Raw genomic sequence first — 26509 nt, 5'->3', positions numbered from 1 at the left:
GATGGCAAAAGTTATAGCAATAGTCAATCAAAAAGGCGGTGTCGCAAAGTCAACTTCGTGTGTGAATTTAGGAATTGGACTCGTTAAAAAAGGATATAAAGTTCTGGCAATAGATTTCGATCCACAAGGAAGCTTAACAGAGAGTCTTGGTTATCAGAATCCAGATGAATTGGAAATAACTGTAGCAACAATTCTTCATTGTGAGATGAACGGTCTTGAATTACCAGAAAGTTATGGAATTCTTCACCATGAAGAGGGATTGGACATTCTTCCGGCAAATATTGAACTTTCTGGGGTAGAAGTCAGCCTGGTAAATGTTATGAGCAGAGAATATGTGTTAAAACAGTTTATCAAGTTAATTTCGCCGGAATATGATTACATCCTGATTGATAATATGCCATCGTTAGGAATGCTCACTGTAAATGCGCTTGCAGCAGCTGATTCGATTATCATCCCGGTTATGGCACATTATCTTCCGGTTAAAGGTCTCGAACAGTTGATGCAGACAATATATAAAGTCAGGAAGCAGATAAATCGAAAACTTCAAATTGACGGAATCTTACTTACCATGGTGGATCGCAGAACAAATTTTTCAAAAGAGATTATAGAATTACTTCATGCTAATTATGGAGAATATATCCATATTTTTGAGACTGCAATTCCGTTTTCTATAAGAGCTGCAGAGACGAGTGCTGAGGGAGTAAGTATTTATAAACATGATCCCAAAGGACGTGTTGCCGAAGCATATAAGAAACTGGTAGAGGAGGTGATTGATGATGGCAGTGAAAGAGAGTAGTGCTTCAAAGATAAAATTCAAAGGTGTAGATGCACTGTTTGGATTGTCAGAGGAGCAGGAGTGTGTGCGAGAAATTCCACTGGACGAGCTGGATACATTCAAGAACCATCCGTTTAAAGTATTCAGGGATGACAAAATGGAGGAAATGATTGAAAGTATTTCAGAATATGGAGTTCTTGTGCCAGGAATTGCAAGACCTTCAAATTCTGGGGAAAAGGATTATGAATTAGTAGTGGGGCACAGAAGAAAATATGCTTGCAGAGAATTGGGACTGAAAACAATGCCGGTTATTATTAGAGATATGTCTGATGATGAAGCAACTGTAGTTATGGTCGATTCCAATATTCAAAGAGAAAACCTGCTGTATAGTGAGAAAGCATTTGCATACCGCATGAAGTATGAAGCACTGAAACGTCAAGGCAGAAGAACAGATCTAACTTTGGTCCAAGTTGAACCAAAGTTAAAAAAAAGATGGGCAGCTGAGATGGTAGGTACAGAAGTCGGGGAAACAATGAGTACAATCAAACGATATATACGATTGACCTATTTGTCGAATTATTTGCTGGAGTTTGTAGACAAAAATGAATTGCCATTCACTGTTGCAGTAGATCTATCGTATTTAAAAAGCAATGAGCAGTCGTTATTATTGGCGTTCATAGGAACAACAAAGAAAATGCCTAATGGATCTCAGGCAAAAAAATTGAAAGAACTTAGTCAGCAAAAAGAATTGACTGGAGAAGATATTGAGAAAATTCTTAGAGGAGAAGCAAAAGTGAATTACCAGAAAATCAGCTTTTCAGAAAAGCAACTGCAAAAATATTTTCCACCAGATTATAAGAAAGAACAAATTGAAAAAATTATATTTCAGTTATTAGATTCGTGGAAGGCACAAACAGAACAAAGGGGATGATAGAATGGAATATGATAAGCAAATAAGATATAATGATAGCCAGATGGAAAGATATCAGGCATATATTTCTAAAGTACAGAAGATAAACAGATTGGATAAGAGGACAAAAGAAATGACGATTGGAGATGTAATTAAAAAATCAATTCTGCCACTGGCATTTATGGTATTCTGGTTTTGGATGACAAAAACAATTATGAAAGTCAGCGGACAGACGGATTGGTTCTGGTGGATATTTATTGCCGGATTACCATTTGGAATACATAAAATGCGGCTGATTCTAATCCCAAGAGGAATGGATACCACAGCAACACTTGGTATGGCTGCATTAAGTGTCATCATTGGAGCATTGATCGGAAGTATCATGATTCCAGTGTATGTGATCAGAGCGATATACGTTTTTATACGGTATATCATTGAAAGGTAGAAAATTAGTTTGATAAGAGGCAGGCTTGCGAAAACAAAAATCGTAAGTCTGCCTCTTTTTTTGTGCCTAAAAACAGGCAGTTCAGGGTAAATCCCTTTTGCAAATATAAATTTTGGAGGATTTCATTATGAGAGAGCGAATTGAAAGCAAGTATGTAACAAAAGAAATCAAAAGTCAGATGCCAGTGATTCCGGTTGAGATTATCAAAGAAAGAGGTTGTACGTTCTGCCCATATTATCTGGGAAGCTATGAGAAACAACCACGATGCATGATGAAAAATTGTGCCTGGGATGATGAAAATGAGCGTTTTCATCCAGTTCTTCGTGAACTGATTCCATTTTACAAAGAGAAGATGGAAAAAGCAGAAGAGAAGTTCCTGGCAATGAAAAAGATTTACACAACGCTGTTAGGAATGTTTGCCGATGAAATGAAGCAGGAAGAGTTGGAAAAAGATGAATGTTACGGATGTGCCTATGGAAAATGTGGACCATGTATCGGTATCTGTTACAAATCAATGAAAGCATAGGAGGGTTAAGCCAATGAATACAACAGTTATTTCCGGGCGATTGGTAAGAAATCCCGGATACAACGAAGTGGAGAATGAAAAAGGACTTCATAAGATTGCCAAGTTTGTTCTGGCAGTCAGAAGAAATTATTCCGATGAAGTCAGTTTTATTCCGGTAAAGGCTTTTGCAAAGAAAGCAGAATTTGCCAGAGATTATCTGATGCAGGGAACGAAGGTCATGGTGGAAGGCGAGATTGTCACAGGTAATTATGAAGATAAGGATACCGGGAAAAAGATCTATACCACCGAAGTGTATGCTAACCGGATTGAATTCGCAGGTGCAAAAATGGTTGGCAGACCACCATTTCCAGAAGATGCGGAAGGGTTCTTAGAGATTCCAGAGGGCATGGAAGAGGAAATGCCGTTTAGATAGAGGAGGATAAAAGATGGTTTCAGTCGATCAGGCGTATATGGTAGGGCATATGAAAAATGCCGATGGAAGTATCAATAACAAAAATGTAGTGCTGTCAGCAGCATGTGAAGCAGCGGAACTGTTCCAGTGCATGATGTCAGTAAACCAGAAACTGGAGGACTGGCAGAGATTTAACCACACTTTGGAGATGCATCTGAGAAGTGTGGAATGTGAGAAAATCCATGATATCTGTCAGGCAGTATATGGAATGAAACATCCGTCCAATGAACTGGAAGGATTGTATCTGGCAAGGGAGGATGAACAGATATGCCTGCTGTACTATCAGGTATTTGTGGGTATGCTGGAAATCAATATTACTTCAGCCGAAGTGCTGTACAAACAGAAGGAGGAAACAATCAATGAGTAAGATGGAGTATATGCCGGTAGATTGTTTACAGGTGCCAAAGATGCTGTTCCAGATGGATAAATACAAGAATCTGTCAAATACAGCAAAGATTTTATACAGCTTATTTCTGGATCGTTTAAAATTTGCGGTGCAAAATGGCTGGGTAGATGGTGAAGGGGATTTGTTTGTAATCTATCCGAAAAGTGAAATGAAAAAAGACTTGAATACGACCAGATATGGCGTAGATCAGGCAGTACAGGAACTGGTTCAGATTGGTGATCTGGTGCGTATCATTCCAAACAATGGAAAGGCGAACCACTTTTATATCAATGATATTTATGAAAATGAGATGGAGGAAGAATCAATGATGACATTAGATACTATTATGGCAAATATGCCGCTGGCTGAAAGAAAAATTATCATGGATAAGATGGTGAAAGCATCCAGAGATATTTTGGAAACTATTGCGGATATGGGATATCTGGATGAATATGAGACACCACTGACTCCTATGGAAGAGCGTGGCTATTACGATGAAGAAGGTAATCTTGATATTGATGCCGTAGAAGCCGATGGCTATGAGTTTGGTATGGATCTGGCATTTGGCGTGTTATCTGTTTTTGATGGAAAGCCTGAACGTGTACTGGAAATTCAGAAATATGTTAATGAACAGTATGAGTGCTGCTCTAATAAGAAGTTTATGAAAGTTCTGGAAACGATCGCACGAATGAATGGAAACGAGGAGGTTTATATCGAGGATATGTATGCCTGCAATAAAGAGGCAAGGAATTATTATCTGAGTGAGTTAATGATGTGCTTCAACTTTGTGTTTAATGAGATGTGTCATGGAACAGGCAGTGTAGCAGGGAGTGATTTTAATAATGAGGAAGAATAGGAAATAAGCTATGGCAGATTTTGAATACTTCAGAGCAGAAGAATCTGACCAGTTTTCTTTTTTTCGGATACCAAAAGCTCTGTTCTCAGAAAAAGAGTTTGCAAGCCTGTCCACAGACGCAAAGCTCCTTTACGGAATTCTGCTTGATCGAATCAGCCTATCCAAGAAAAATGGCTGGATTGACGGTGATGGTTATGTCTATATTATTTACACGATTGCAGAATTGCAGGAGCTGTTGCGAATGTCGCATACGACAGTGACAAAGCTTCTTTATGAGCTTGACAGTGTGCATGGGATTGGATTGATCGAACGGTATCGGCAGGGGAATAATCGTCCTTCTGTCATATATGTGAAAAATTTTGTGAAACGGAGCAGAGGAAAGCCAGTAAGATACTTTGCTTCTGGAACGCCAGAAACTGGAAATCCAGACTGCAAGGAATTGGAAATCCGGATTGCAAGAAACTGGAAGTCCGGAACGCAAAAAAATAGAAGTCCGGACTGCAAGAATCTGGATGGAAGTAATACTAAGATAAATAAGACTGAAAAGAATCATACTGATAAGAGTAAGAGCAATACTCCCGCTTTGGAAGAAAAATTCGGTCTGTATGGGAGATTTAAAAATGTTGTTCTGTCGGAAGCTGAACTGCAGGAGTTGATGACGCTATTTCCATGGGATTATCAGAAACGGATTGATCATCTTTCTGTTTATATGAAATCCAGTGGAAAAGAGTATCAGAATCATTTTGCAACAATCTGTCTTTGGGCAGAACGAGATGGAGCCAGGGCAGGAATGGATAAATATGAATTTCAGGAAGGAGAAAGCCTGTGATGGAAAATAAAGTAACAGCAGATTATCTGGATGAAGAGGGATGTCTTCATTGTGGTATCTGTGGAAAAAGAAAACAGATGAAAGTTAGTCTGATGGGATTTGAGCATGTAGTGTCCTGTTTGTGTGAATGCGAGGTAAAAGCCAGGCAGGAACTTGATGAGAAGATGCAGCGGGAAGAAGCACAGCGGCAGCTTTATCAGAGAAAATCCGTCGGACTTCGGGAAAGAAGATTCTGGGAATGGAAATTTGAAAATGACAATGGAAGCAACCAGAAGATACTAATTGCCAGGCAGTATGTAGAAAACTGGACAGATATGAAGAGAAAAAATGTAGGATTGCTTCTGATGGGACCAGTTGGAACCGGGAAGAGTTTTTTTGCAGGCTGTATAGCAAATGCACTTTTGGAACAGGGAGAACGTGTCATGATGACAAATTTTTCTAGGATCTTAAATGAAATGACCAGCTATCAGGCAAATAAGAACCAGATCATACAAAATCTTGTGGATTATCCGTTGCTGATTATTGATGATTTAGGAATAGAACGAAATTCTGAGTTTGCTTTGGAGCAGGTTTATAATGTGATAGACAGCCGTTATTGTAAAATGCTTCCGCTGATCGTAACAACGAATCTGGGACTGAATGAAATGAAATCTACAGATTTGGATACTGCCCATCAGCGCATTTACAGCAGAATACTTGAAATGTGTGTTCCCATCTATTGTGGTGGGGAAGACAAGAGAAAAGAAGAAGGGACAGAAAAACTCGTACAGGTGCAGCACCTGATTACCGGTTAATCTGTCCTTTTTCATTGAAGGGGGGGGTGATTGCCATGATTACAGATCTGGACAGCAGTTGAATCGCTGAAAGGAGGGAAAAGTCATGCAGGAAGAGGTAACTCAGAAAACGGTCACGTTCTGTATTCGGGCTACTAAAATTACGGCAGACCTGTTGAAAAAGGTTCTTGCTGCGTATCTGTGTCATCAAAAGCAGAAATCAGTAGAGAAGAAAGCACAGAAAAATCAGCCGAAACAGGGAAAGGTCACGGTAAAAGAGCTGGCAAAACAGAATGCCGGGATGGTCAATATCGAGATCACGGACAAAAATATCAAGTCCTTTGAACGGTATGCCAGAAAATACGGGATCAATTATGCTCTGAAAAAAGACAAGAGCAAAGATCCTCCGGTTTATCTGGTATTTTTCAAGGGACGTGATCAGGATGCCCTCAATGCTGCTTTCCGTGAGTTTTCCCAGAAACAGATTCAAAAAGCGAATAAGCCTTCCATTCATAAGCGTCTTGCAGCTTACCGGGCAATGATGCCAAAGAAGACGAAGGACAAAGTAAAGAACCGGCATCAGGAGCAGAGTCGATGAAAAAGAAAAGCGGCAAAACTCTGATGCAGAAGTGGAAGAATAAAATCGGGGGTAAGCTGTCCGCCCTGGATAAAAAGAAACTGGTTCTTACAAATATCCCTTATGCTCTGGCTGCTTTCTATGCAGACCGGGCATTTTTTCTTTACCGGAACAGTCCGGGAGAAGATATGGGGAACAAACTTTTATATGCAATGGAACACGCAGACCGGATTTTTGCTGGTTTTATGTTAAGCAATAACTGGAAAGATCTGCTAGCAGGTATTGTTGTTGCAGTCGTTCTGAAAGTGTTGGTCTGGCAGAAACAGGCAGATGCAAAGAAATTACGGAAAGGCATCGAGTATGGTTCAGCCAGATGGGGAACCGTAGAGGATATCAAGCCTTATATGTCGGAAGATCCATGGATGAACATTCCATTGACAGCAACAGAAGCACTGACTATGGAGAGCAGACCGAAGCAGCCGAAGTATGCAAGAAATAAAAATATAGTGGTCATCGGCGGCAGTGGTTCCGGTAAGACACGTTTTTTCGTAAAACCATCGGTCATGCAGATGAACTGTTCTATGGTCATTACAGATCCGAAAGGCACTTTGATTGAAGAGTGCGGGAAGATGTTAGCAAAGGGACCACCTAAGAAAGATAAGAATGGAAATATCATGAAAGATAAATCTGGAAAAGTGGTACATGAGCCATATGTGATTAAGGTTCTGAATACCATCAATTTTTCCAAGTCCCTTCATTACAATCCATTTGCTTATATACGGTCTGAAAAAGATATCCTGAAGCTGGTGACAACAATCATTGTAAATACCAAAGGCGAAGGGGAAAAAGCTTCCGAAGATTTTTGGGTGAAAGCAGAGAAATTGCTCTACACAGCATTGATTGCTTTTATCTGGTATGAAGGGGATGAAGAGGAAAAGAATCTGAATACCCTTCTTGATCTTTTGAATGAAAGCGAAACCCGTGAAGAGGATGAAACTTACCAGAATCCAGTGGATATGATGTTCCAGGAACTGGAAGAAAGAGATCCGCAACACTTTGCGGTCAGACAGTATAAAAAATACAAAATGGCGGCTGGAAAGACAGCGAAAAGTATTTTGATATCTTGTGGGGCCAGACTTGCCCCATTTGACATCGCAGAGCTTCGAGAGATCATGTCTTATGATGAAATGGAACTGGATAAGATCGGGGATAGGAAAACAGCCTTGTTTCTGATTATGTCTGATACGGATACCACATTTAATTTTGTGATTGCCATGTTACAGTCACAGCTTTTCAATCTGCTTTGCGATAAGGCAGATGATGTATATGGTGGAAGACTTCCGGTGCATGTGCGTGTCATTGCTGATGAGTTTGCCAACATCGGACAAATTCCTCAGTTTGACAAGCTGATTGCAACTATCCGAAGCAGGGAAATCTCTGCTTCTATTATTTTGCAGTCACAGAGCCAGTTAAAGGCAATGTACAAAGATAGCGCAGATACGATTCTGGGCAACTGTGATACTACGCTTTTCCTTGGTGGCAAAGAGAAAACTACCTTAAAGGAAATGAGCGAGCTTCTGGGGAAGGAAACTATTGACCTGTATAACACTTCGGAGACGAGGAGTAATCAGAAATCCTTTGGACTGAATTATCAGAAAACGGGCAAACAGCTGATGACAGAAGATGAGATTGCAGTCATGGATGGCGGAAAATGTATCCTGCAGATTCGTGGTGCCAGACCATTCTTTTCGGACAAATATGATATCACGAAACACAAAAATTATCGGTATCTTGCAGATGAAAATGAGAAAAACCGATACAAAGTAGAAAAAGAGTTAAATCCGCAGTACACACCGAAACCTGAAGAAGAGGTGGAGGTAATTCAAGTAGATCTGTCGAAGTAACCTTGGGAATGAACGGAAAATAATGAGGAAAGGAATAACTGACATTAGGTGCGCCGGCTTTTTAGTCGGTGTTTTTTCATTCCCGTAAACACCTGAAAGAAGTCAGTTTTGGTGAATGTATATGGCATTTTTTAGCAGTGCAATTACAACTTTAAAAACTCTTGTAGTCGCAATCGGCGCAGGTCTTGGCGTGTGGGGTGTCGTAAACCTTCTGGAAGGATATGGAAACGACAATCCCGGCGCTAAGAGCCAGGGCATCAAACAGCTGATGGCTGGTGCCGGAATCATGCTGCTGGGAACTACCCTGATTCCACAGCTGGCAACCCTGTTCTCTTAAGAGGAGTGGTAGATGAACACCATCATTGAGAGAATTACGGAAGCGATAAAGGATATCCTGATCGGACTTATCAAGTCAAGTTTGGATAACATGTTCACGTCTGTCAATGAGCAGGTGGGAACCATAGCCGGGCAGGTGGGACAGACACCGCAGGGATGGAATGCAGGGATTTTTAATCTGATTCAGAATTTATCCCAAACGGTGATTGTCCCCATTGCGGGACTGATCATCACCTTTGTCCTGTGCTATGAATTGATCACGATGGTAACACAGAAAAACAATTTCCATGAATTTGAGACTTATAATATTTTCCTCTGGATCTTCAAAGCGTATGTAGCTATTTATCTGGTGACAAATACGTTCAATATCACGATGGCGGTCTTTGACGTTGGCCAGCATGTGGTCAACAATGCCGCCGGGGTAATTTCCGGAAACACAGCAGTGGACGCATCGGAAGCAATCACAAGGATTGTGGATGCACTGGAAGATATGGAACTGGGGGATTTGTTCCTGCTATCCATGGAAACGATGTTGATCAGTGTTACCATGCACATTCTGTCAATTATCATTACGGTAATCTTGTACGGAAGGATGATAGAAATTTACCTTTATACTTCCATAGCACCAATTCCGTTTGCCACTATGACGAATAAGGAATGGGGCAATATCGGAAACAACTATTTAAAAGGCTTGTTCGCACTGGCATTTCAGGGATTCTTCATGATGGTCTGTGTGGGAATTTATGCAGTTTTAGTAAATGCAATGACCATATCCAGTGACCTTCATGCAGCAATGTTTTCAGTAGCGGCTTATACCGTGATTCTTGCATTTTCATTATTCAAGACCGGAAGCCTTAGCAAATCAATATTCAATGCCCATTAGCGGGCAGGAAAGGAGCGCATACCATGGCGTATGTACCAGTACCAAAAGACCTTACCAAGGTCAAAACAAAAGTAGCGTTAAATCTGACAAAGCGGCAGCTGATTTTCTTTTCACTTGCCGCAGTTGTGGGAATTCCGTTTTATCTGGTCATGAGAAAACCAATTGGTTCCAGTATCGCAGCCATCCTGATGGTAACGATCATGCTTCCATTTTTCTTCATGGCAATGTATGAAAAAGACGGTCTTCCCTTTGAAAAAGTGGTGGCAAATATCATTCGACAGAAGTTTATCTGTCCGGCGGTAAGACCATATAAGACAGAAAATTTTTATCAGGAGATTTCCACCCTTGTAAAAAAGGAGGGTGTGCCAGATGGCAAAAAAGACAAAGCAGGAGGCTCAGCAGGAGCGTCTGTCCCTGGCGGAAAAAAGAAACCGTCAGGAAAGAAGAAACAAAACAAGCAGAAAAGAAAGAGAACAGGAAAAGCGTAGGAAGAAGCAGGAACGGGATCGTAGGAAACAGAAAAACATTCCTACAACTGCACAGCAGAGTATTCCGTATATTCGGATGCTGCAGGATGGTATCTGCCAGGTGACAAAGACCTTTTTCTCTAAGACAATTCAGTTTTATGACATCAACTATCAGCTTGCTTTAAATGAGGATAAAACCACGATATTTGAAAATTACTGTGATTTCTTAAATTACTTTGATTCTTCCATCAGTGTGCAGCTGTCCTTTATCAATCAGCAGGTGGATGTGGCAGAATTTGAGAAAAGCATTGACATTCCTGATCAGAACGATGACTTCAATGCCATTCGTGAAGAGTATCGTACTATGTTGAAAAATCAGCTTTCAAAAGGAAATAATGGTCTGGTGAAGACAAAGTATATTACTTTTGGAATTGAAGCAGAGAGTTTGAAAGTAGCAAGACCAAGGCTTGAAAGAATCGAAACAGATATCTTAAATAACTTTAAGGTTCTGGGGGCACAGGCACATTCCTTAAATGGTCTGGAGCGGCTGGAGATTCTATATCATGTGTTCAACCAGGATAGGATTGAGCCATTTAAGTTCCAGTATAAGATGTTGCCGGAAACAGGATTGAAGACCAAAGATTTTATTGCACCGACTTCCTTTAACTTTTCCAAGAATCAGACATTTTTGATGGGAAGAACGATGGGGAGCGTGAGTTACCTGCAGATTCTGGCACCGGAGCTGACAGACCGGATGCTTGCAGATTTCCTGGATGTGGATGACAGCATCAATGTCAACATTCATATCCAGTCCATTGACCAGAGTTCTGCGATCAAAATGATCAAGAGTAAGATTTCAGATCTGGATAAGATGAAGATTGAAGAGCAGAAGCGGGCAGTACGTTCCGGTTATGATATGGACGTACTTCCATCGGACCTTATAACCTATGGAGAAGAGGCGAAGAACCTGTTGGAAGATCTGCAGTCCAGAAATGAACGAATGTTTCTTGTAACGGTTCTGGTGATGAATACCGCAAAGAAGCGTCAGAAACTGGATAACAATATTTTCCAGGTGCAGGGAATCGCACAGAAATATAACTGTTCCTTAAAACAACTGGATTATCAGCAGGAAGCAGCACTCATGTCCTGTATTCCACTGGGAGTCAATCGAATTGAAATTCAAAGAGGGCTTACCACATCTTCAACAGCGATCTTCGTGCCATTTACGACACAGGAACTGTTTCAGGAAGGGGAAGCTCTTTATTATGGCTTGAATGCATTATCCAACAACATGATTATGGTTGATCGGAAACGTTTGAAGAACCCGAATGGACTGATTCTTGGTACACCAGGTTCCGGTAAGTCCTTCTCAGCAAAGAGAGAAATTACAAACTGCTTCCTGATCACAGAAGATGATATCATCGTCTGCGATCCAGAAGCCGAATATTCGGCACTTGTGCAGGCACTGCACGGGCAGGTGATACGGGTTTCTCCGGTATCTGACCAGTATATCAATCCAATGGATCTGAACCTGAATTATTCCGAGGAAGACAATCCACTGTCACTGAAAGCGGATTTTATTCTGTCGTTGTGTGAGCTGATTGTTGGAGGAAAGAATGGACTGGAGCCGGTAGAAAAAACTATCATTGACCGTTGTGTGCGGTTGGTTTATCAGGAATATCTTGCCGATCCCGTACCGGAGAAGATGCCAATCCTGGAGGATTTATATAATCTGTTGCGGAAACAGGAAGAGTCGGAAGCACAGCGTCTTGCAACTTCATTGGAGATTTATGTTACAGGCTCCCTGAATGTATTTAATCATCGCACAAATGTAGATATCAACAATCGTATCGTTTGTTTTGATATCAAAGAGCTTGGAAAACAGCTGAAAAAGATCGGGATGTTGATTGTGCAGGACCAGGTATGGAACCGAGTGACTATCAATCGTTCCGCTCATAAATCTACCCGTTACTATGTGGATGAATTCCATCTTCTATTAAAAGAAGAGCAGACAGCAGCTTACAGTGTGGAAATTTGGAAGAGGTTCCGTAAATGGGGAGGTATTCCAACTGGTGAACTGGTTTGTTACTTGTTAGTCGCTTAAAGTGCAAACTATCGCCGTTCTGACTGAAACCGGCAAGTAAGTCAGAAGTATCAATGCGGAAAAAAACGGGAAAGGGGTAGCGACCTAATCCGAGTGGAAGGCTATTCATAATAGAATAGCCACACGCAACGCATAGAGCTTGAACCTGCATAAGCAGAATATAACAGCTCCAAGAGGCCGCATTGCCAGCCGGTACGATATAATCGTGGTAAAAAGATATGCTATGCTGAGCGTGAAATGACACGCTGATGAAAATGGGCGAAAGCCCCAGAGAGGTGGATAAAAAGCCACTTGATAATAACAATCAGATAACACAGAATATCAAAGATTTATTGGCTTCCAGGGAAATCGAGAATATTTTTGAAAACTCTGATTTCATTTATATGCTCAACCAGGCTTCTGGAGACAGGCAGATTCTGGCAAAACAGCTGAATATCTCACCAACCCAGCTGTCCTATGTAACCAACAGTAATGAGGGGGAAGGACTTTTGTTCTATGGAAATGTCATTATCCCATTTGTAGACAGATTCCCGAAGAATTCCCTCTATAAAATCATGACAACCCGCTTAGAGGAGACTTCCGAAGCAGGTTAAATCAAAGGAGAAAACAATGTTACGAGCAATTTCATATGTATTAACTTTTAGTGGCGGTGCTGTTTTTGGCATCGCTTTTCTCTGTTTATTACAGGCAGGGAAAGGATATCCGAAGAAGGAGGAGTAATCAGTGGCAGAACAGAGAATGAAAGTCAGGGATAAGAAAGTTCAGAAGATGACCAAGGATGGTCTTGTGGAAGAAAACCTGACAGATAAATCTTCTGTTCGTGTCAGTAACCGTGCCAGTGATGTGCAGATGGGAGGAAAACAGGGGGAAAAAGAATTAAGCCTTGTGGATAAGTCTTCCCGCCAGTCTGAACGGAGTGGGAAAAATATTCGTCCCTCTGTGCAAAAATCCAGAGATGCACCGGAACTGATACGGACAGAGAAGCAAAGTGAGGATTTTGGACAAAATAGAAAGCAGCAAAACCGGAAAAGGATTCGTGCTGAAGTCGGAAAAGAATCCAGACTTGCAGAAAAATCTGAAGCCGGACAGTCAGGGAGACTGAAAGAAAAACGTGCTGATCTATCAGAAAACAGAGGAGACAGCCGGAGAAATCAGACCGGCGGCAGCAAAAAGCCAAAACAAAAACAGCGTTTGAAATTTGCTTATGAGGAAACTGGTGCTTCTGTGAAAAATGACAAAGATATGGAGAAATTGAACCAGATGGATACGGATGGAGTCAATTTCCGCCATCAAAAACAGAAGGAAAAAGCCAAAAAGTTTTCTTATGAGGAAGCAAAAAAGAAAAAGGAAGCTAAGCAGCATTCCAAGAAGGCACAGGGCTATCGGGCAAATGAAGGGGAAGCTCCTGGAAAGAAGAAATTCCGCTTGAAGTTTGGTGAAGGGGAATCTGTGAAAACAGAAAAAGCTTCTGTTGTCAAGAAAGCAGGAAGTGCAACTTCCGTAGCATTGCACCGTGAGATCAGCAAAAATGAAGACGATAATGCGGCGGTAGAAGGTGTCCATAAGTTAGAAGAAAGCGGCGAAGGTGTTTACCGGCTGGAACAGAGAAGTGCCAGACGCAGGAAACAGAGGGCATCCAGAAAAAGAAGCAGACTTGAAAGACAGGAAGAGAAACAGACACAGGCGGCAACCCGTCAGGAGCAGAAGAAACTGAAAAAACAGATTCAGAAGCAACAGATCAAACGGGATTATGCCAAAGCGAAGCGAAGTGAACAGACAGTAGGAACAGCTACAAAAGGTACGATTGATTATATCAAGAAGATTGGCGGCAAAGTCACCAACTTCTTTAAAGAAAACCGGAAGGTGTATATCAGTGTAGCAGTTCTGATCGGATTGATGTTTCTGATCATAACGAATGTCACGTCATGCTCTGCGGTGTTTTTACAAAATGTGATCACTTATACCGGAACCAGTTATCTGTCATCGGATCAGGCAATCCGGGAAGCGGAACTGTATTACACACAGCTGGAAGCTAATCTGCAGGAGCGGATCAACAACATGGAATCTGAAGAACCGGGACATGAGGAATACCGATATAACATCGGACCTATTGAGCATGATCCGTTTATCCTGATCAGTTATCTGTCAGCAAAGTATGAAGAATTTACCTTTGAACAGGTAAAGCCAGAACTGGATGCTCTTTTTGCATTGCAGTATCGGTTAGAAACAGAAGCAGTCAATGAGACTGTGACAGAGACAGCAACTGTAAGAGTTGGAGAATCTTTGGGACAGGTTGTGACCAGTGGGTATTGTAACTGCCCAATTTGTTGTGGTATTTGGAGCGGAGGACCGACTGCCAGTGGAGCATATCCAACTGCCAATCATACCTTAGCGGTAGATGCTTCCAATCCGTTTGTACCAATGGGAACAAAGGTAGTTATGAATGGTGTCGAATATACTGTAGAAGATACCGGAGCTTTCGCAAGATACGGTGTACAGTTTGATGTCTATTATGACAGTCATGCGGCAGCATCTGCACATGGACATCAAACATGGGAATGTTATCTGGCAGATGATAATGGAAGCAATGAAGTGGAAGTGACCAGGACAAGAGATGTAGATGTGCTGAATGTCACCTTAAATAGTGGAAACCTGATGTCAATCTGTCAGGACAGGCTGGGATTTTTCCAGAAAGAACTGTTCAGTGCCTACAACGATACAAAAGGCAACTTGCAGATGTTTGCAACACCGGTTGATTTTAACTGGTATTCCAGTGTGACCAGCTATTATGGATATAGGATTCATCCAATATCAGGAGCAAATCAGCTTCATAATGGTATGGATATCGGAGCACCGGAAGGGACAAAAGTAATGGCAGGGCTGACCGGAACGGTTACAACTTCTGCTTATAACGACAGCTATGGCAATTATGTTGTAATCAAGGACAGTAAAGGTTATGAACTGCGGTATGCACATTTAAGCAGCCGGAGTGTATCTGCAGGAGCATCCGTCACGAAAGGTGATGAGATAGGTCTTATAGGAAATACTGGAAATTCTACAGGGAGCCATCTTCATATTGAACTGTTAAAAAATGGAGAGCGGTTAAACCCGATCTTTTATCTGGAAACAGGAGAAGGGGCAGGCTTTGGCGGTAATGAATATACCAGTGAAGCAGCACAGCGTTTGTTAAATGAAGCAGCGAGATATCTTGGAACACCATATGTGTGGGGTGGATATTCGCCAAGTGGATTTGACTGTTCTGGATTTGTAAGTTACTGCCTAGTTCATTCTGGGGTTAGAAACACCGGGAGGTTGACAGCACAGGGATTGTACAACATTTGTACACCTGTATCACAGTCAGATGCACAGCCGGGAGATCTGATCTTCTTTACAGGAACCTACGATGCAGGAGAACCAGTAACGCATATCGGAATCTATGTGGGCAATGGTCAGATGATCCATTGTGGGCATCCGGTTCAGTATACGTCCATCAACTCTCCATACTGGCAGAGCCATTTTTATGGATTCGGACGATGGTAAGGAAAAGGGCGGTGTAACAGCCGTCCGGAAAGGAGAAGCGATGAAAAGTCTTGAAAAAGCAACGGCAGATTATGAGAAAGCCAAGGAAAAAATGGAAGCATCCAAAGCCAGATATGAAGCAGATTTAAAGCGGTTCAAGGCTGCGGAGATTGCAAAAACAGAAGCGGAAAATCTGGAAATTGTAAAAATTATCCGTGCGATGGATATGAGCATTCCAGAGCTGGAAGCTTTCAAAAAGAGAATGAAAAATGAACTGCCCGGCAGGGTAGAAATACAGGAGGAGGAAACAAGGTCTGATGATGAATTTAGAGAAGATGAAACAGAAGAAATCTAAAAATAGCGTGAAAAAAGGATTGCTTGCAGCAACGACATTTCTTTGCCTGACAACACCTTTGCTCCAGACACAGACTGCTTATGCAGCTGAGAATATCACACCTGCAATCACGATTGAGAAACCGGATGGCTGGAAACAGGGAGAAACAACTATTACTGTTACGGTAGATGCCAGTCATATGCCGGAAGGTTTCTCGATAGCAAAGATTGAAGCAAAAGCTGGAAAAGATGGAAGCTGGCAGGATGTAACCGGAAGCGGAAGTATCACGATTACTGGAAACCAGACGGTATACGTGCGTGTGACAGATGGTGAGGGGAAGGTCTATGAGCAGAATCGCTCTATTAAGTGTTATGACACGGAAAAGCCGACACTCTCTGCTTCCCTGACAGATGGTGTACTGACGATTCAGGGAAATGATACAGTATCCGGGATTACTGCAGTAACAGTTAATGGCACCGCTTATACAGATCTGAAGGATGGAATGCTGAGAGTGCAACTGACACAGAAAGATTTTTCAACAAAACAGATTGAAATCACGGTAACGGATGGTGCCGGAAATACTTCTGAGAGGTATGTACTACAGAATCCTTATTATGAATGGGCAAAGAAGCAGGCAGAGAAACAGAAAACCTCCAGTGACAGTAATGGCGCAATGGCAACTACGACTAGTGCAGATGCAACTGCTACTGAGAAAACAACGACTTCACCACTTCCGCAGGATGCACAGGCTTCTGAGCCGACAGATGCAAAAGGAACTGTGGATAATCGGACAGTGACAGGTATCGAGGAACAGCTTAATAAAGAAGGCGAGACAGCAGATTCTGTTACAAAAACAGCTACGGAAGGCACAAAAGAGTTTTATACCATTTCAACTAAGAGTGGTAAGATTTTCTATCTGATCATTGATAATTCAAAATCTCAGGATAATGTGTATTTTCTTACAGAAGTCAGTGAAAAAGATCTGATGAACTTCACACTTTCTGATTCGGTGACACTTCCGGAAGTGGATACGGTTTATGCAGAACCAGAGAAAAAAGCAGAGGAAGAAAAACCGGAAACGACAGAGTCAGCCGAGAAAGATAAGGTAGAGGATGATATTCAGATGCCTGAAGATAAAAGTCCATTTGGAACGTATCTTTTGATTGCACTGGTTGCAGTCGGAGCTGCGGCAGGAGGATATTACTTCAAAGTCTATAAACCAAAACATGAATATGATGACGAGGACGAGATGGAAGAGGATGAAGATGAATCCGAAGATTCAGAGTCAGAAAAACGGGAAGTAGATGATGCAGATGAGCAGGAAGAAAGTACAGAACCGGAAATCCTGAGAGATGAAGATTTTGACGATAATGTGCTGGAAGATGAAGAAGAGGAGGAAGGGCGATGATTGAGTGCGGAATAAGAAATATCAGATTATATACGCTGATCCGCCTTGGCAGTATAACAGGAAGGCGGGGCAGGGAATTGCCGCAGACCATTACCCGACCATGAGTTTACAGGAAATCTGTGATCTTCCAGTTGGAAAATTAGCGGATAAAGATTGTGTTTTATTTCTCTGGGTCACTTTTCCACAGCTGAGAGAAGGATTAAGTGTGATTCAAGCATGGGGATTTCAGTACAAGACAGTAGCGTTCGTGTGGGTAAAGAAGAATAAAAAGGCAGATACTTTGTTTCTTGGTCTGGGACACTGGACAAGGAGCAATGCCGAAATTTGTTTGCTTGCAACGAAAGGGTCTGTTCATAGGAAATCAGCATATGTTCGACAGATTATTTTATCACACATTGAAAGACACAGTAAAAAACCAGATGTGGCAAGAGATAGAATTGTTGAGCTTATTGGTGATGTACCGAGAATAGAATTATTTGCACGACAGACAACACCTGGGTGGGATGTCTGGGGAAATGAAATACAGTCAGATATAGAAATGAAAAGTGAGGAAGAAATAGAATGAAAGCATTAGTGATTGCAGAAAAGCCATCGGTTGCGATGGCACTGGCTTCCGTGCTTGGAGCCAGAACAAGAAAAGATGGCTACGTGGAGGGAAACGGTTATATCGTTTCCTGGTGCGTAGGACATCTGGTGGGATTATGCGATGCATCGGAATACGATGAAAAATATAAAAAATGGAGATATGAGGATCTGCCGATTGTGCCGGAATGTTGGAAACACAAGATTTTGGAGGGCACAAAGAAGCAGTTCGGAATCTTAAAGAAACTGATGAGAGATTCCAAAGTAGATGAAGTGATCTGTGCAACTGATGCAGGACGTGAAGGTGAGCTGATCTTCCGTCTGGTGTATGAGCAGGCAGGATGTAAAAAGCCGATGAAGCGACTCTGGATCTCTTCCATGGAAGAACAGGCAATTAAAGATGGATTTTCGTCATTAAAAGACGGTTCGTGTTATGACAGTCTCTATCAGTCAGCACTTTGCAGGGCAAAGGCAGACTGGCTGGTGGGAATCAATGCGAGCCGTCTTTTTTCCGTTCTGTATAACCAGAATCTGAAAGTTGGAAGAGTACAGACACCAACACTTGCCATGATTGTGGATCGAAATCAGAAGATCAAGGAATTTACCAAAGAAAAATATTATATGGCTCATATCAAGTTTGACGATATGGATGCGGTCACAGAGCATTTTCAGAAAAAAGAAGATGCAGATAAAGTGGCTGCAGAGTGTCAGGAGCGTATGTGCGAAGTGGAGAAGGATGATGTGAAAGAGAAAACGGTCCGCCCTCCAAAACTCTATGATCTGACCACCCTGCAGAGGGAAGCTAACAGAATGTTTGGCTATACCGCACAGCAGACATTGGATGCTGTGCAGGAGATGTATGAGCAGAAGCTTGTCACTTATCCGAGAACAGACAGCCAGTATCTGACAGATGAGATGGGAGAAAGCACAGAAACTCTGATTCAGATGTTATTTGGGAAAATGCCTTATGCTGAAGGTCTGGAATATCAACCGGACGTGAGTAAGGTATTAAATTCAAAGAAAGTATCCGATCACCATGCGATTATCCCAACCATGGAAGTAGCCAAAGCGGATATTGGTGAACTGAAAGAACGAAGCCGCAAGATTTTGTATTTGATCAGTGCCAGGGTTCTGACAGCAACTGCAGAGCCTTATATTTATGAGAGTCATAAATGTCAGATTACCTGCAATTATCATACGTTTTATCTCAATGCAAAGAAAACAAAACAGGAAGGGTTCAAGACAATTGAGAAAAAACTGAAACAGTTCTTTGGAATCATTGCAGAAAAAGAAGAGCCGGAGTTGGATATCTGGGCAGGCAAGCATTATGGTCCCTGTGATTCTTTTGTATCGGAGCATTTTACACAGCCACCGAAACAGTACACAGAAGATACCCTGCTTTCTGCGATGGAACGTGCAGGGAATGAAGAGCTGACCGAAGATACAGAGAAGAAAGGACTTGGTACTCCTGCAACAAGGGCAGCAATCATTGAAAAACTGATTCAGTCTGGTTTTGTGAAAAGGGAAAAGAAAAATCTGGTGCCGACAGATGATGGAAATGTGCTGATTACGGTTCTACCGGATGAGATTAAATCTCCGAAGATGACCGCAGAGTGGGAAATGGCATTGAATCACATTGCCCAGAATACAGAGACAGCAGATGAATTCCTAAATGGGATTACAGAGCTGATGCAGGAACTGGTTGCCAGATATCAGGGGATTTCAGAAGAGAAGAAAAATCAGTTTCAGGGAAAGGCAAAAGGAGAAGTCATTGGCAAATGTCCCCGCTGTGGAGCTGATGTCCGGGAAGGAAAAGTGAACTTTTACTGTTCTGACCGGAACTGTGCTTTTACCTTATGGAAGAATGATAAATTTCTTGCAAGCCAAGGGAAAAAGATGGATAAGGAGACAGCAAAGAAGTTCCTGTCTAAAGGAAAAATCCATTATAAGGATCTGGTATCAAGAAAAACAGGGAGACAGTATGAAGCAACTGTGGAGATGGTCGATCCCGGTGAGGGAAATGTACAGTTCAATCTGATTTTTCCACAACGATAAGTAGTGTATTGCAGGCAGTCTAAGGACTGTCTGTTTTAATACAAATATTATGAAAGAGAGGACCTTAGCATGAAGAAAAAAGGTAATTTTAGAAAAGTAGTATCTGGCTTGCTGGCAGGCATGACAATGCTTAGTACAGTGTTATCTCCGATGACAGCATATGCAGCGGAGATCCAGCCAGAGGAAAAACCTCCACTTTATGAGGAAGTGAAAGACCTTCTGGATGAAGATGAGGTGGTGACTGCCAAAGATTATGAAATCGAAACAGGCAGTGTATTTGATGTGAAATCAGACTACACAGGACTGGAAATCAAGGATGATAACAAGGTCAAAGTCACATTTGAGGAAGCAAAGAACGACAAGGATGAGGATTTTACGACAGATCATGCGGACACTTACAAAGCGGTCTATTATGTGGAACCGGTAAATCAGGAGCATCCGAAGTACCAGATCAGCCGAAAACTGATTGTGCGTGAGAAAGCAACTGAAGCTCAGACAGAGGTGGCAGGGAGTGAAGCAGTGACCGAATCCGAAACAGCTGTAAGTGAGCAGCAGACAGAAGAAGCGGAGGATTCAGAAGCAGAATCGGAGATTACCGATATTGACGCTGATGAATTTGATGATTTGGTAGAGCAGGCACAGAACCAGGATACCTATGATGAAGAATCAGGGTTAGAGCTTCATGATGTTTTGGAACAGGCAGGAGACGAAGGTGTGGATCTTGAGGCTATGGAAGAGGGAGAGATTGCAACATTTGAAGCAGTTTCGGCTTATTCAGCAAGAAGTACACAGCAGGTAACAATTGAAAAAGGACCACTGTATAGATATGCAGATTATAATCTTGGAACCTATCTGACAGAGCCGTACTATATCAGCTACGGAAGCGTCAGAGCAACTGCGTATTGTGTACAGCCAGCAAAGCCAGGACCTGGATCTGGAAATTATACAATTACAAAGATTGGAGACAATCAGGCGTTAGCAAAAGTGTGTTATTACGGTACAGATGCCGCAGGAAGCGAGAGTTTTTTCGCTAATAAACACACGGATTTTTCAGAAGGAAAAAGATTCATCATTATTCACATGGCTGCATCATATGCCAATGGAAGCAGTGATGCATTCTATGGAACAAATGCTACAGGCGAGGCTTTGGCAAAAGAACTCTATAATTATTGTGTGAATAAGCCGGAAATACCAGATGTAGCGATGTCATTTTCAAAGCCGAATGTAAAGGCTTATGTAGATGGAAATGTTCAGAGAACGGAGAACATTCAGTTCAACGCATCTTCCCAGCAGAAAATCACAATGGACTTACCAAAGGGAGTAAAGCTCCATAATGTATCTACTGGAAATGTAAGTGCGGCAGGTGCAAGTGTAACAATTGGAGGAGGAACCACGTTTTATCTCTCAGCTCCTCTGACACAGACAAAAGATGTAAGTGCTTCTTTTTCTACAAAGATGAAGGGAAGTATTACAAAAGATTATTCAGCATATAAATTGACTACGAATGCAAGTGTTCAGGATCTGGCATTTGTATTTGGAGAAGGTGTTGCTGATGAAAAATATGTAAGCTTAAAGGTGTCCTGGATTGAACAGGCTACGATCGAAATCGTAAAGAAAGACGATACAGCGGATGTCAATCTTGCAGGTGCAGTATTCGGCGTTTACAGCGATGAGGCTTGTACAAAGCTGATCACTCAGATGCCTGCAACAGATAAAAATGGAAAATCATCTGTTACGATTATCAAGACACAGGATACCGTTTATCTGAAAGAAATCACAGCACCACAGGGATATGTAGTAAATGCAACGGCAACAAATGTAAAACTGGTAGCAAGTAAGACCTCAGCTGTAACCGTGGAAAATAAGGAACAGCTGGCAGAGCTTACCATTTACAAAGAAGGACAGGTTCTTACCGGAGCAGATGTCAGTGAAAATGGAACGGTATTTCAGTATGAAAACCGCAGACAGAAAAATGCAGTGTATAACGTGTATGCCGGGGCAGATATCGTAACAGCTTATGGCACAAAAATGTACAGCAAAGGTGACCTTGTAAAAGAAAACCTGACAACAGGTGAGAATGGTTCTGTCACACTGAAAAACCTGCATCTTGGAACCTACGTGGTAAAAGAAACAAAAGCACCGGACTCTTTCTATAACGGTAGCGAAGAAAAGTCAGTGACTCTAACTTATGCTGGTCAGAACAAAGAAGTTGTATTTGCAGATGTGACTTTTAACAACGAGAGACAGAAAGCAGATGTTTCCGTAGTAAAACAGGATAAAGACACCAAGAAACCACTGAAAGGCGGTATTTTTGCTCTGTATGCATCCGATGATATCAGAAATGCAGACGGAAGCGTTGTTGTGAAAAAAGGAACGCTGATTGAGAAAGTAACTACTGGCGCAGACGGAACTGCAAAATTCACAGTAGACCTGCCAATCGGATATTCCTATTCTGTAAAAGAAGATCAGGCACCGGAAGGTTATGTAAGAAATACAGAAGATGTGTATACGTTCAAGTTTTCTTACACCAATGATAAAGAAGCAACCGTATCTTTTGCCCATACCTTCAGCAATGACCGTGTGACAGCAAAGATCAATCTTTATAAAGTGGATAAAGAGACAGGAAAAGCAGTACCGCAGGGAGATGCCACACTGAAAGGTGCAGTTTATGGACTGTATGCTCGTGAAGATATCGTGCACCCGGATGGAGCAACGGGAACTATTTATAAAGCAGGAGAGCAGGTAGCTTCTCTTACAACAGATGACAAAGGACAGGCTTCTGTAAATGGCTTATATCTTGGCAAATATTATGTCAAAGAGATTACTCCGCCGACCGGATACCTGGCAGATGCAGAAGAGCATGATCTTACGTGCAGTTATGAAGGAGATATGACAGCAGAAGTAAAAAGAGAGTGCACTTCCAGTGAGCAGGTCATCAAGCAGCCATTCCAGATTATCAAAGCAGCCAACAATGGAAAGACCGATGCAGAGCTGTTATCCGGAGCTGGATTTACAGTTTATCTGAAATCTTCCCTTACAAAGAAAGCAGATGGAAGCTATGATTTTGATTCTGCCAAACCAGTAGTGAGTGGCGAAAATGGAGCTACTGAGATTTTCACAGATGAAAAAGGGTATGCCTGCAGTATTCCATTACCATTTGGAAGCTATATCGTGCGTGAGACAACAACACCGCACAACTACAAGCCGGTCGATGATTTTGAAGTGAATATCACAGAGCATCATCCAAATGAGCCACAGATCTGGCGAGTGCTTCTGGATGAAGAGTTTAAGGCAAAACTGAAAATCGTGAAAAAAGACGATGAAACAAAGAAATCCGTATTGATTGCAGGAACAGAATTTAAGGTATATGACCTGGACAACAAAAAGTATTTAGAACAGGTAACAACTTACCCAGTGACAACCACTCACAAGTCCTATTTTACGGACAGCCAGGGATATCTGATCATGCCGAAGAATCTGAAGATCGGACATTACCGGATTGAGGAAGTCAACGCACCGGAAGGGTACACAATTAACAAGAACTATGTAGAGATTGCGGTGGATGCTAACACAGCATACCAGATGGATTCTGAGAGTGGAGATGCCATTATTACGGTAGATTACGAGAACCATCCGGTAAAAGGAAAGCTGACGATTTATAAAAAAGGTGAGATGCTGACCGGATTTAAAAAGGATTTTGTTTATGAACAAAGATACCTGAAGGGTGCATCATTTCATGTCTATGCAGCTGAAAATATCTATACACCGGATTATCAGAAAGATGAAAACGGAAACAGACAGCTGATCTATGCAAAAGATGCACTGGTAACAACGGTAACGACCGGAGAAGACGGAAAAGCAGTTGCAGAGAATCTGCCGCTTGGTTCTTACTATGTGGTAGAAAAGACTGCACCGGAAGGATTCGTTCTGAACCATGACAGATCTGATGTCACATTTGTCTATGCAGATCAGGATACACCTGTGATCGAACAGGAAGTGACGGTTGGCGATGACCGACAGAAAGTTGCAATCCAGGTAGAAAAACAGGATGCAGAGAATGGTGCAACCGTGGCGGGAGCTGTCTTTGGTATCTATAACAAAGCGGATATCAAGGCGGATGGAAAAGTGATCGTGAAAGCAGACACACTCTTACAGGAAATGACTTCTGATAACGATGGTCTTGCAACATGTACGCTGGATCTGCCACTTGGACAGTATTATGTGAAAGAGTTAAAAGCACCAGCGGGATTTGTATCCTCTGATGAAGTTCTGAATCTGGATGCTTCTTACCAGGGACAGGATGTGAAGACAGTAAAACTGAAAACAGTGAAAAAGAACCAGCCGACAACAGTTGAAATCACAAAATCTGATGTAACAACAGGTGTGGAACTGGATGGGGCAAAACTCACCGTTCTTGATAAAGAAGGAAATGTTGTGGATCAGTGGACTTCTGTAAAAGATCAGCCACATGTGATCAAACGACTGACAGTTGGAGAGGAATACACTCTTCGTGAGGAAATGGCACCTTATGGATATCTGAAAGCAACGGATGTGAAGTTCACGCTGAAAGATACTGCCGAGATTCAGAAAGTAGAGATGAAAGATGAAGTTCCAACAGGACTTCTAATCATCAACAAAAATGGAGAGTTTTTGGATAAGGTAACACTTCTGGATCAGGTAAAAGGTACTGTGGAGCATCTCTTTGAATATGTAACCGGAAGCCTTTCAGATGTGACGTTCGATGTATTTGCTGCGGAAGATATCAAAGCGGCAGATGGTGTCAGTGAAGATTATTTCAAAGCAGATGAAAAAGTGGGAACCATTACCACAGATTCCAATGGTATTGCACAGATGGGAGATCTACCGGCTGGCAAGTACTATGTGAAGGAAGTAAAAACTGCCCATGGTTATGTGCTGGACGGAGAGCCGAGATATGTTGATCTTTCCTACCGTGATCAGGACACACCAGTTATCACTTATGATGAGAAATGGCAGAATGCCCGTCAGAAAGTAAAGGTTACGGTTCTGAAGAAAGAAAAAGATACAGAACGTGTCCTTGCAGGTGGTGTCTTCGGTCTTTATACCAGTGAAGATATCAAAAATGCAAAGGGCGAGGTACTCCTTGAGAAAGACAGTCTGATCGAGCAGCGGGTAACGGATGAAAAAGGACAGATTACTTTTACGGCAGATCTTCCGGTAGACGGAAAATACTATGTGAAAGAGATCTTTGCGCCGGACGGATTTGTTACAACAGAAGAAGTACAGGAATTTACCTTTGAATATGCCGGAGAAGACCAGGCAGAAGTAAGCTACGACTTTACTTTTGAAAATCAGCCAACCACAGTGGAGCTGACCAAAACAGACCTGACAACAGGCAAAGAACTTCCAGGTGCACACCTGAAAGTGATGGATTCAGATGGCAATACAGTGGATGAATGGACTTCTACGGAAGAATCCCATGTGATCAAAGAACTGGTTGTTGGTAAGAAATACACCATGACAGAGACAAAACCGGCAGATGGATATGTCACTGCAGAAAGTATTACTTTCACAGTAGAGAATACAGCAGAGGTTCAGAAGCATGAGATGAAAGACGATGTGACAAAAGTAGAGATCAGTAAGACTGATATCACAGGAGAAACTGAGATTCCAGGTGCGAAACTGACGATTCTCGATAAGGATGATCAGGTAGTAGAGAGCTGGACTTCCACAGAGGAAGCACACTATATCGAAAAACTGCCAATCGGTAAATATACCTTACGTGAAGAGCAGGCACCGAAAGGATATCTTCTGACATTTGATGTGACATTTGAGGTGAAGGATACCGGAGAAATTCAGAAAGTGGCTATGAAAGATGATACTGCCAAGGGAAAAGTGATTCTCAATAAGACAGATAAATCGTCAGGAGAACCGCTGAAAGGGGTAGAATTTGAACTCCGTGACAGCAAAGGAAAGGTTCTGGAAACCTTAAAGACAGACGCTGCCGGTCATGCAGAAAGTAAGTTGTATGAGATTGCCACATTTAAGAACGGCAAATATGATACAGCAATCAAGTATTATCTGGTGGAAACAAAAACACTGGATGGATACACACTGGATCAGACCAAGCATGAAGTGACATTTGCTTATGCGAATGACAGTACACCAGTCGTGGAAGTTACTTTCAATCTGACAAATGAGAAACCGGAAGTTCCAGAAACACCGAATACACCGGATACACCACAGTCCCATGAAGAGACAAAGGTATCAAATGCACCAAAAACAGGTGACAGCACGAATATTTGGCTGCCGATTCTGCTTCTGGTAATCTCCACAGGAGGTATGGCAGGACTTTATATCTGCAGAAAAAGGAAAAGCAAATAAGGAAACCAACGGTTATGATTGGGAGCT

At 42.0% G+C, this 26509-nt stretch carries 22 protein-coding genes and 1 pseudogene; all 23 read left to right on the top strand.

Annotation, left to right across the window (positions count from 1 at the left end; translation table 11 throughout):
• The first annotated feature begins 1 nt into the window (after position 1).
• The 23 genes and pseudogenes from ACZM6M_RS04270 to ACZM6M_RS04160 all read left to right on the top strand — a co-directional run bounded on the left by ACZM6M_RS04270 (position 2) and on the right by ACZM6M_RS04160 (position 26482).
• Entirely contained in the window at positions 2 to 796 is a 795-nt protein-coding gene (locus ACZM6M_RS04270; RefSeq protein WP_118575371.1) for a ParA family protein, read from the top strand.
• Positions 774 to 1706: a ParB/RepB/Spo0J family partition protein gene (locus ACZM6M_RS04265; protein WP_226870871.1), complete on the top strand. Its 933-nt coding sequence runs from the start codon at positions 774 to 776 to the stop codon at positions 1704 to 1706. Before ACZM6M_RS04270 ends, ACZM6M_RS04265 begins: the two co-directional genes overlap by 23 nt.
• Before the next feature lie 4 nt (positions 1707 to 1710).
• Positions 1711 to 2130, top strand: coding sequence for a DUF6050 family protein (locus tag ACZM6M_RS04260; protein WP_486830583.1), 420 nt, complete (start codon positions 1711 to 1713; stop codon positions 2128 to 2130).
• 127 nt (positions 2131 to 2257) lie between these two features.
• The gene (locus ACZM6M_RS04255; protein ID WP_118575373.1) at positions 2258 to 2656 is read left to right on the top strand and encodes a hypothetical protein; all 399 of its coding nucleotides are present in this window, start codon (positions 2258 to 2260) and stop codon (positions 2654 to 2656) included.
• A 13-nt stretch (positions 2657 to 2669) separates the two neighbouring features.
• A complete protein-coding gene (locus ACZM6M_RS04250) occupies positions 2670 to 3068 on the top strand; it encodes a single-stranded DNA-binding protein (RefSeq protein ID WP_118575375.1) in 399 nt (132 codons plus the stop codon).
• A gap of 13 nt (positions 3069 to 3081) precedes the next feature.
• Positions 3082 to 3474, top strand: coding sequence for a hypothetical protein (locus tag ACZM6M_RS04245; RefSeq protein ID WP_054356381.1), 393 nt, complete (start codon positions 3082 to 3084; stop codon positions 3472 to 3474).
• Positions 3467 to 4348, top strand: a complete 882-nt coding sequence (locus ACZM6M_RS04240; RefSeq protein ID WP_118575377.1) for a replication initiator protein A — start codon at positions 3467 to 3469, stop codon at positions 4346 to 4348. The genes ACZM6M_RS04245 and ACZM6M_RS04240 overlap by 8 nt, the downstream gene beginning before the upstream one ends.
• A 10-nt stretch (positions 4349 to 4358) precedes the next feature.
• The gene (locus tag ACZM6M_RS04235) at positions 4359 to 5177 is read left to right on the top strand and encodes a replication initiator protein A (protein WP_118575379.1); all 819 of its coding nucleotides are present in this window, start codon (positions 4359 to 4361) and stop codon (positions 5175 to 5177) included.
• Positions 5177 to 5971, top strand: a complete 795-nt coding sequence (locus ACZM6M_RS04230; RefSeq protein WP_175301078.1) for an ATP-binding protein — start codon at positions 5177 to 5179, stop codon at positions 5969 to 5971. Before ACZM6M_RS04235 ends, ACZM6M_RS04230 begins: the two co-directional genes overlap by 1 nt.
• Positions 5972 to 6056: 85 nt before the next feature.
• Entirely contained in the window at positions 6057 to 6548 is a 492-nt protein-coding gene (locus tag ACZM6M_RS04225) for a PcfB family protein (RefSeq protein ID WP_489489782.1), read from the top strand.
• Positions 6549 to 6571: 23 nt separating this feature from the next.
• On the top strand, positions 6572 to 8431 hold the full coding sequence (locus ACZM6M_RS04220) for a VirD4-like conjugal transfer protein, CD1115 family (RefSeq protein ID WP_489489859.1): 1860 nt from the start codon (positions 6572 to 6574) through the stop codon (positions 8429 to 8431).
• A 121-nt stretch (positions 8432 to 8552) separates the two neighbouring features.
• Positions 8553 to 8768 carry a Maff2 family mobile element protein gene (locus ACZM6M_RS04215; RefSeq protein ID WP_017144663.1) on the top strand — a complete coding sequence of 72 codons (216 nt, stop codon included), beginning with the start codon at positions 8553 to 8555 and terminating at the stop codon, positions 8766 to 8768.
• Between the two features lie 12 nt (positions 8769 to 8780).
• Positions 8781 to 9650: a VirB6/TrbL-like conjugal transfer protein, CD1112 family gene (locus ACZM6M_RS04210; protein WP_027090294.1), complete on the top strand. Its 870-nt coding sequence runs from the start codon at positions 8781 to 8783 to the stop codon at positions 9648 to 9650.
• A 23-nt stretch (positions 9651 to 9673) separates the two neighbouring features.
• A complete protein-coding gene (locus tag ACZM6M_RS04205) occupies positions 9674 to 10138 on the top strand; it encodes a PrgI family protein (protein WP_118576004.1) in 465 nt (154 codons plus the stop codon).
• Positions 10020 to 12191 (top strand): annotated as a pseudogene (locus ACZM6M_RS04200) (VirB4-like conjugal transfer ATPase, CD1110 family); the annotation flags it as partial. The gene ACZM6M_RS04205 and the pseudogene ACZM6M_RS04200, both read left to right, overlap by 119 nt.
• A 278-nt stretch (positions 12192 to 12469) precedes the next feature.
• On the top strand, positions 12470 to 12814 hold the full coding sequence (locus ACZM6M_RS04195) for a conjugal transfer protein TraE (protein ID WP_489489779.1): 345 nt from the start codon (positions 12470 to 12472) through the stop codon (positions 12812 to 12814).
• A 16-nt stretch (positions 12815 to 12830) separates the two neighbouring features.
• Positions 12831 to 12941, top strand: coding sequence for a hypothetical protein (locus ACZM6M_RS04190; RefSeq protein WP_008688066.1), 111 nt, complete (start codon positions 12831 to 12833; stop codon positions 12939 to 12941).
• Between the two features lie 18 nt (positions 12942 to 12959).
• Positions 12960 to 15761: a CD1108 family mobile element protein gene (locus tag ACZM6M_RS04185; protein ID WP_489489857.1), complete on the top strand. Its 2802-nt coding sequence runs from the start codon at positions 12960 to 12962 to the stop codon at positions 15759 to 15761.
• A complete protein-coding gene (locus tag ACZM6M_RS04180) occupies positions 15742 to 16095 on the top strand; it encodes a DUF4315 family protein (RefSeq protein ID WP_243868275.1) in 354 nt (117 codons plus the stop codon). Before ACZM6M_RS04185 ends, ACZM6M_RS04180 begins: the two co-directional genes overlap by 20 nt.
• On the top strand, positions 16058 to 17482 hold the full coding sequence (locus ACZM6M_RS04175) for a CD1107 family mobile element protein (protein ID WP_217498425.1): 1425 nt from the start codon (positions 16058 to 16060) through the stop codon (positions 17480 to 17482). The genes ACZM6M_RS04180 and ACZM6M_RS04175 overlap by 38 nt, the downstream gene beginning before the upstream one ends.
• Positions 17483 to 17486: 4 nt before the next feature.
• Positions 17487 to 18047, top strand: coding sequence for an MT-A70 family methyltransferase (locus ACZM6M_RS04170; RefSeq protein ID WP_118576006.1), 561 nt, complete (start codon positions 17487 to 17489; stop codon positions 18045 to 18047).
• Complete coding sequence (locus ACZM6M_RS04165; RefSeq protein ID WP_118576008.1) at positions 18044 to 20119, top strand: DNA topoisomerase 3; 2076 nt, start codon at positions 18044 to 18046, stop codon at positions 20117 to 20119. The genes ACZM6M_RS04170 and ACZM6M_RS04165 overlap by 4 nt, the downstream gene beginning before the upstream one ends.
• Positions 20120 to 20188: 69 nt before the next feature.
• The gene (locus ACZM6M_RS04160) at positions 20189 to 26482 is read left to right on the top strand and encodes a SpaA isopeptide-forming pilin-related protein (RefSeq protein ID WP_489489777.1); all 6294 of its coding nucleotides are present in this window, start codon (positions 20189 to 20191) and stop codon (positions 26480 to 26482) included.
• Positions 26483 to 26509: the final 27 nt, after the last annotated feature.

This window comes from Enterocloster sp. (assembly GCF_057861365.1).
The sequence above is the reverse complement of the archived record's forward strand: the minus strand, read 5'-3'. Positions and strand labels throughout refer to the sequence as shown.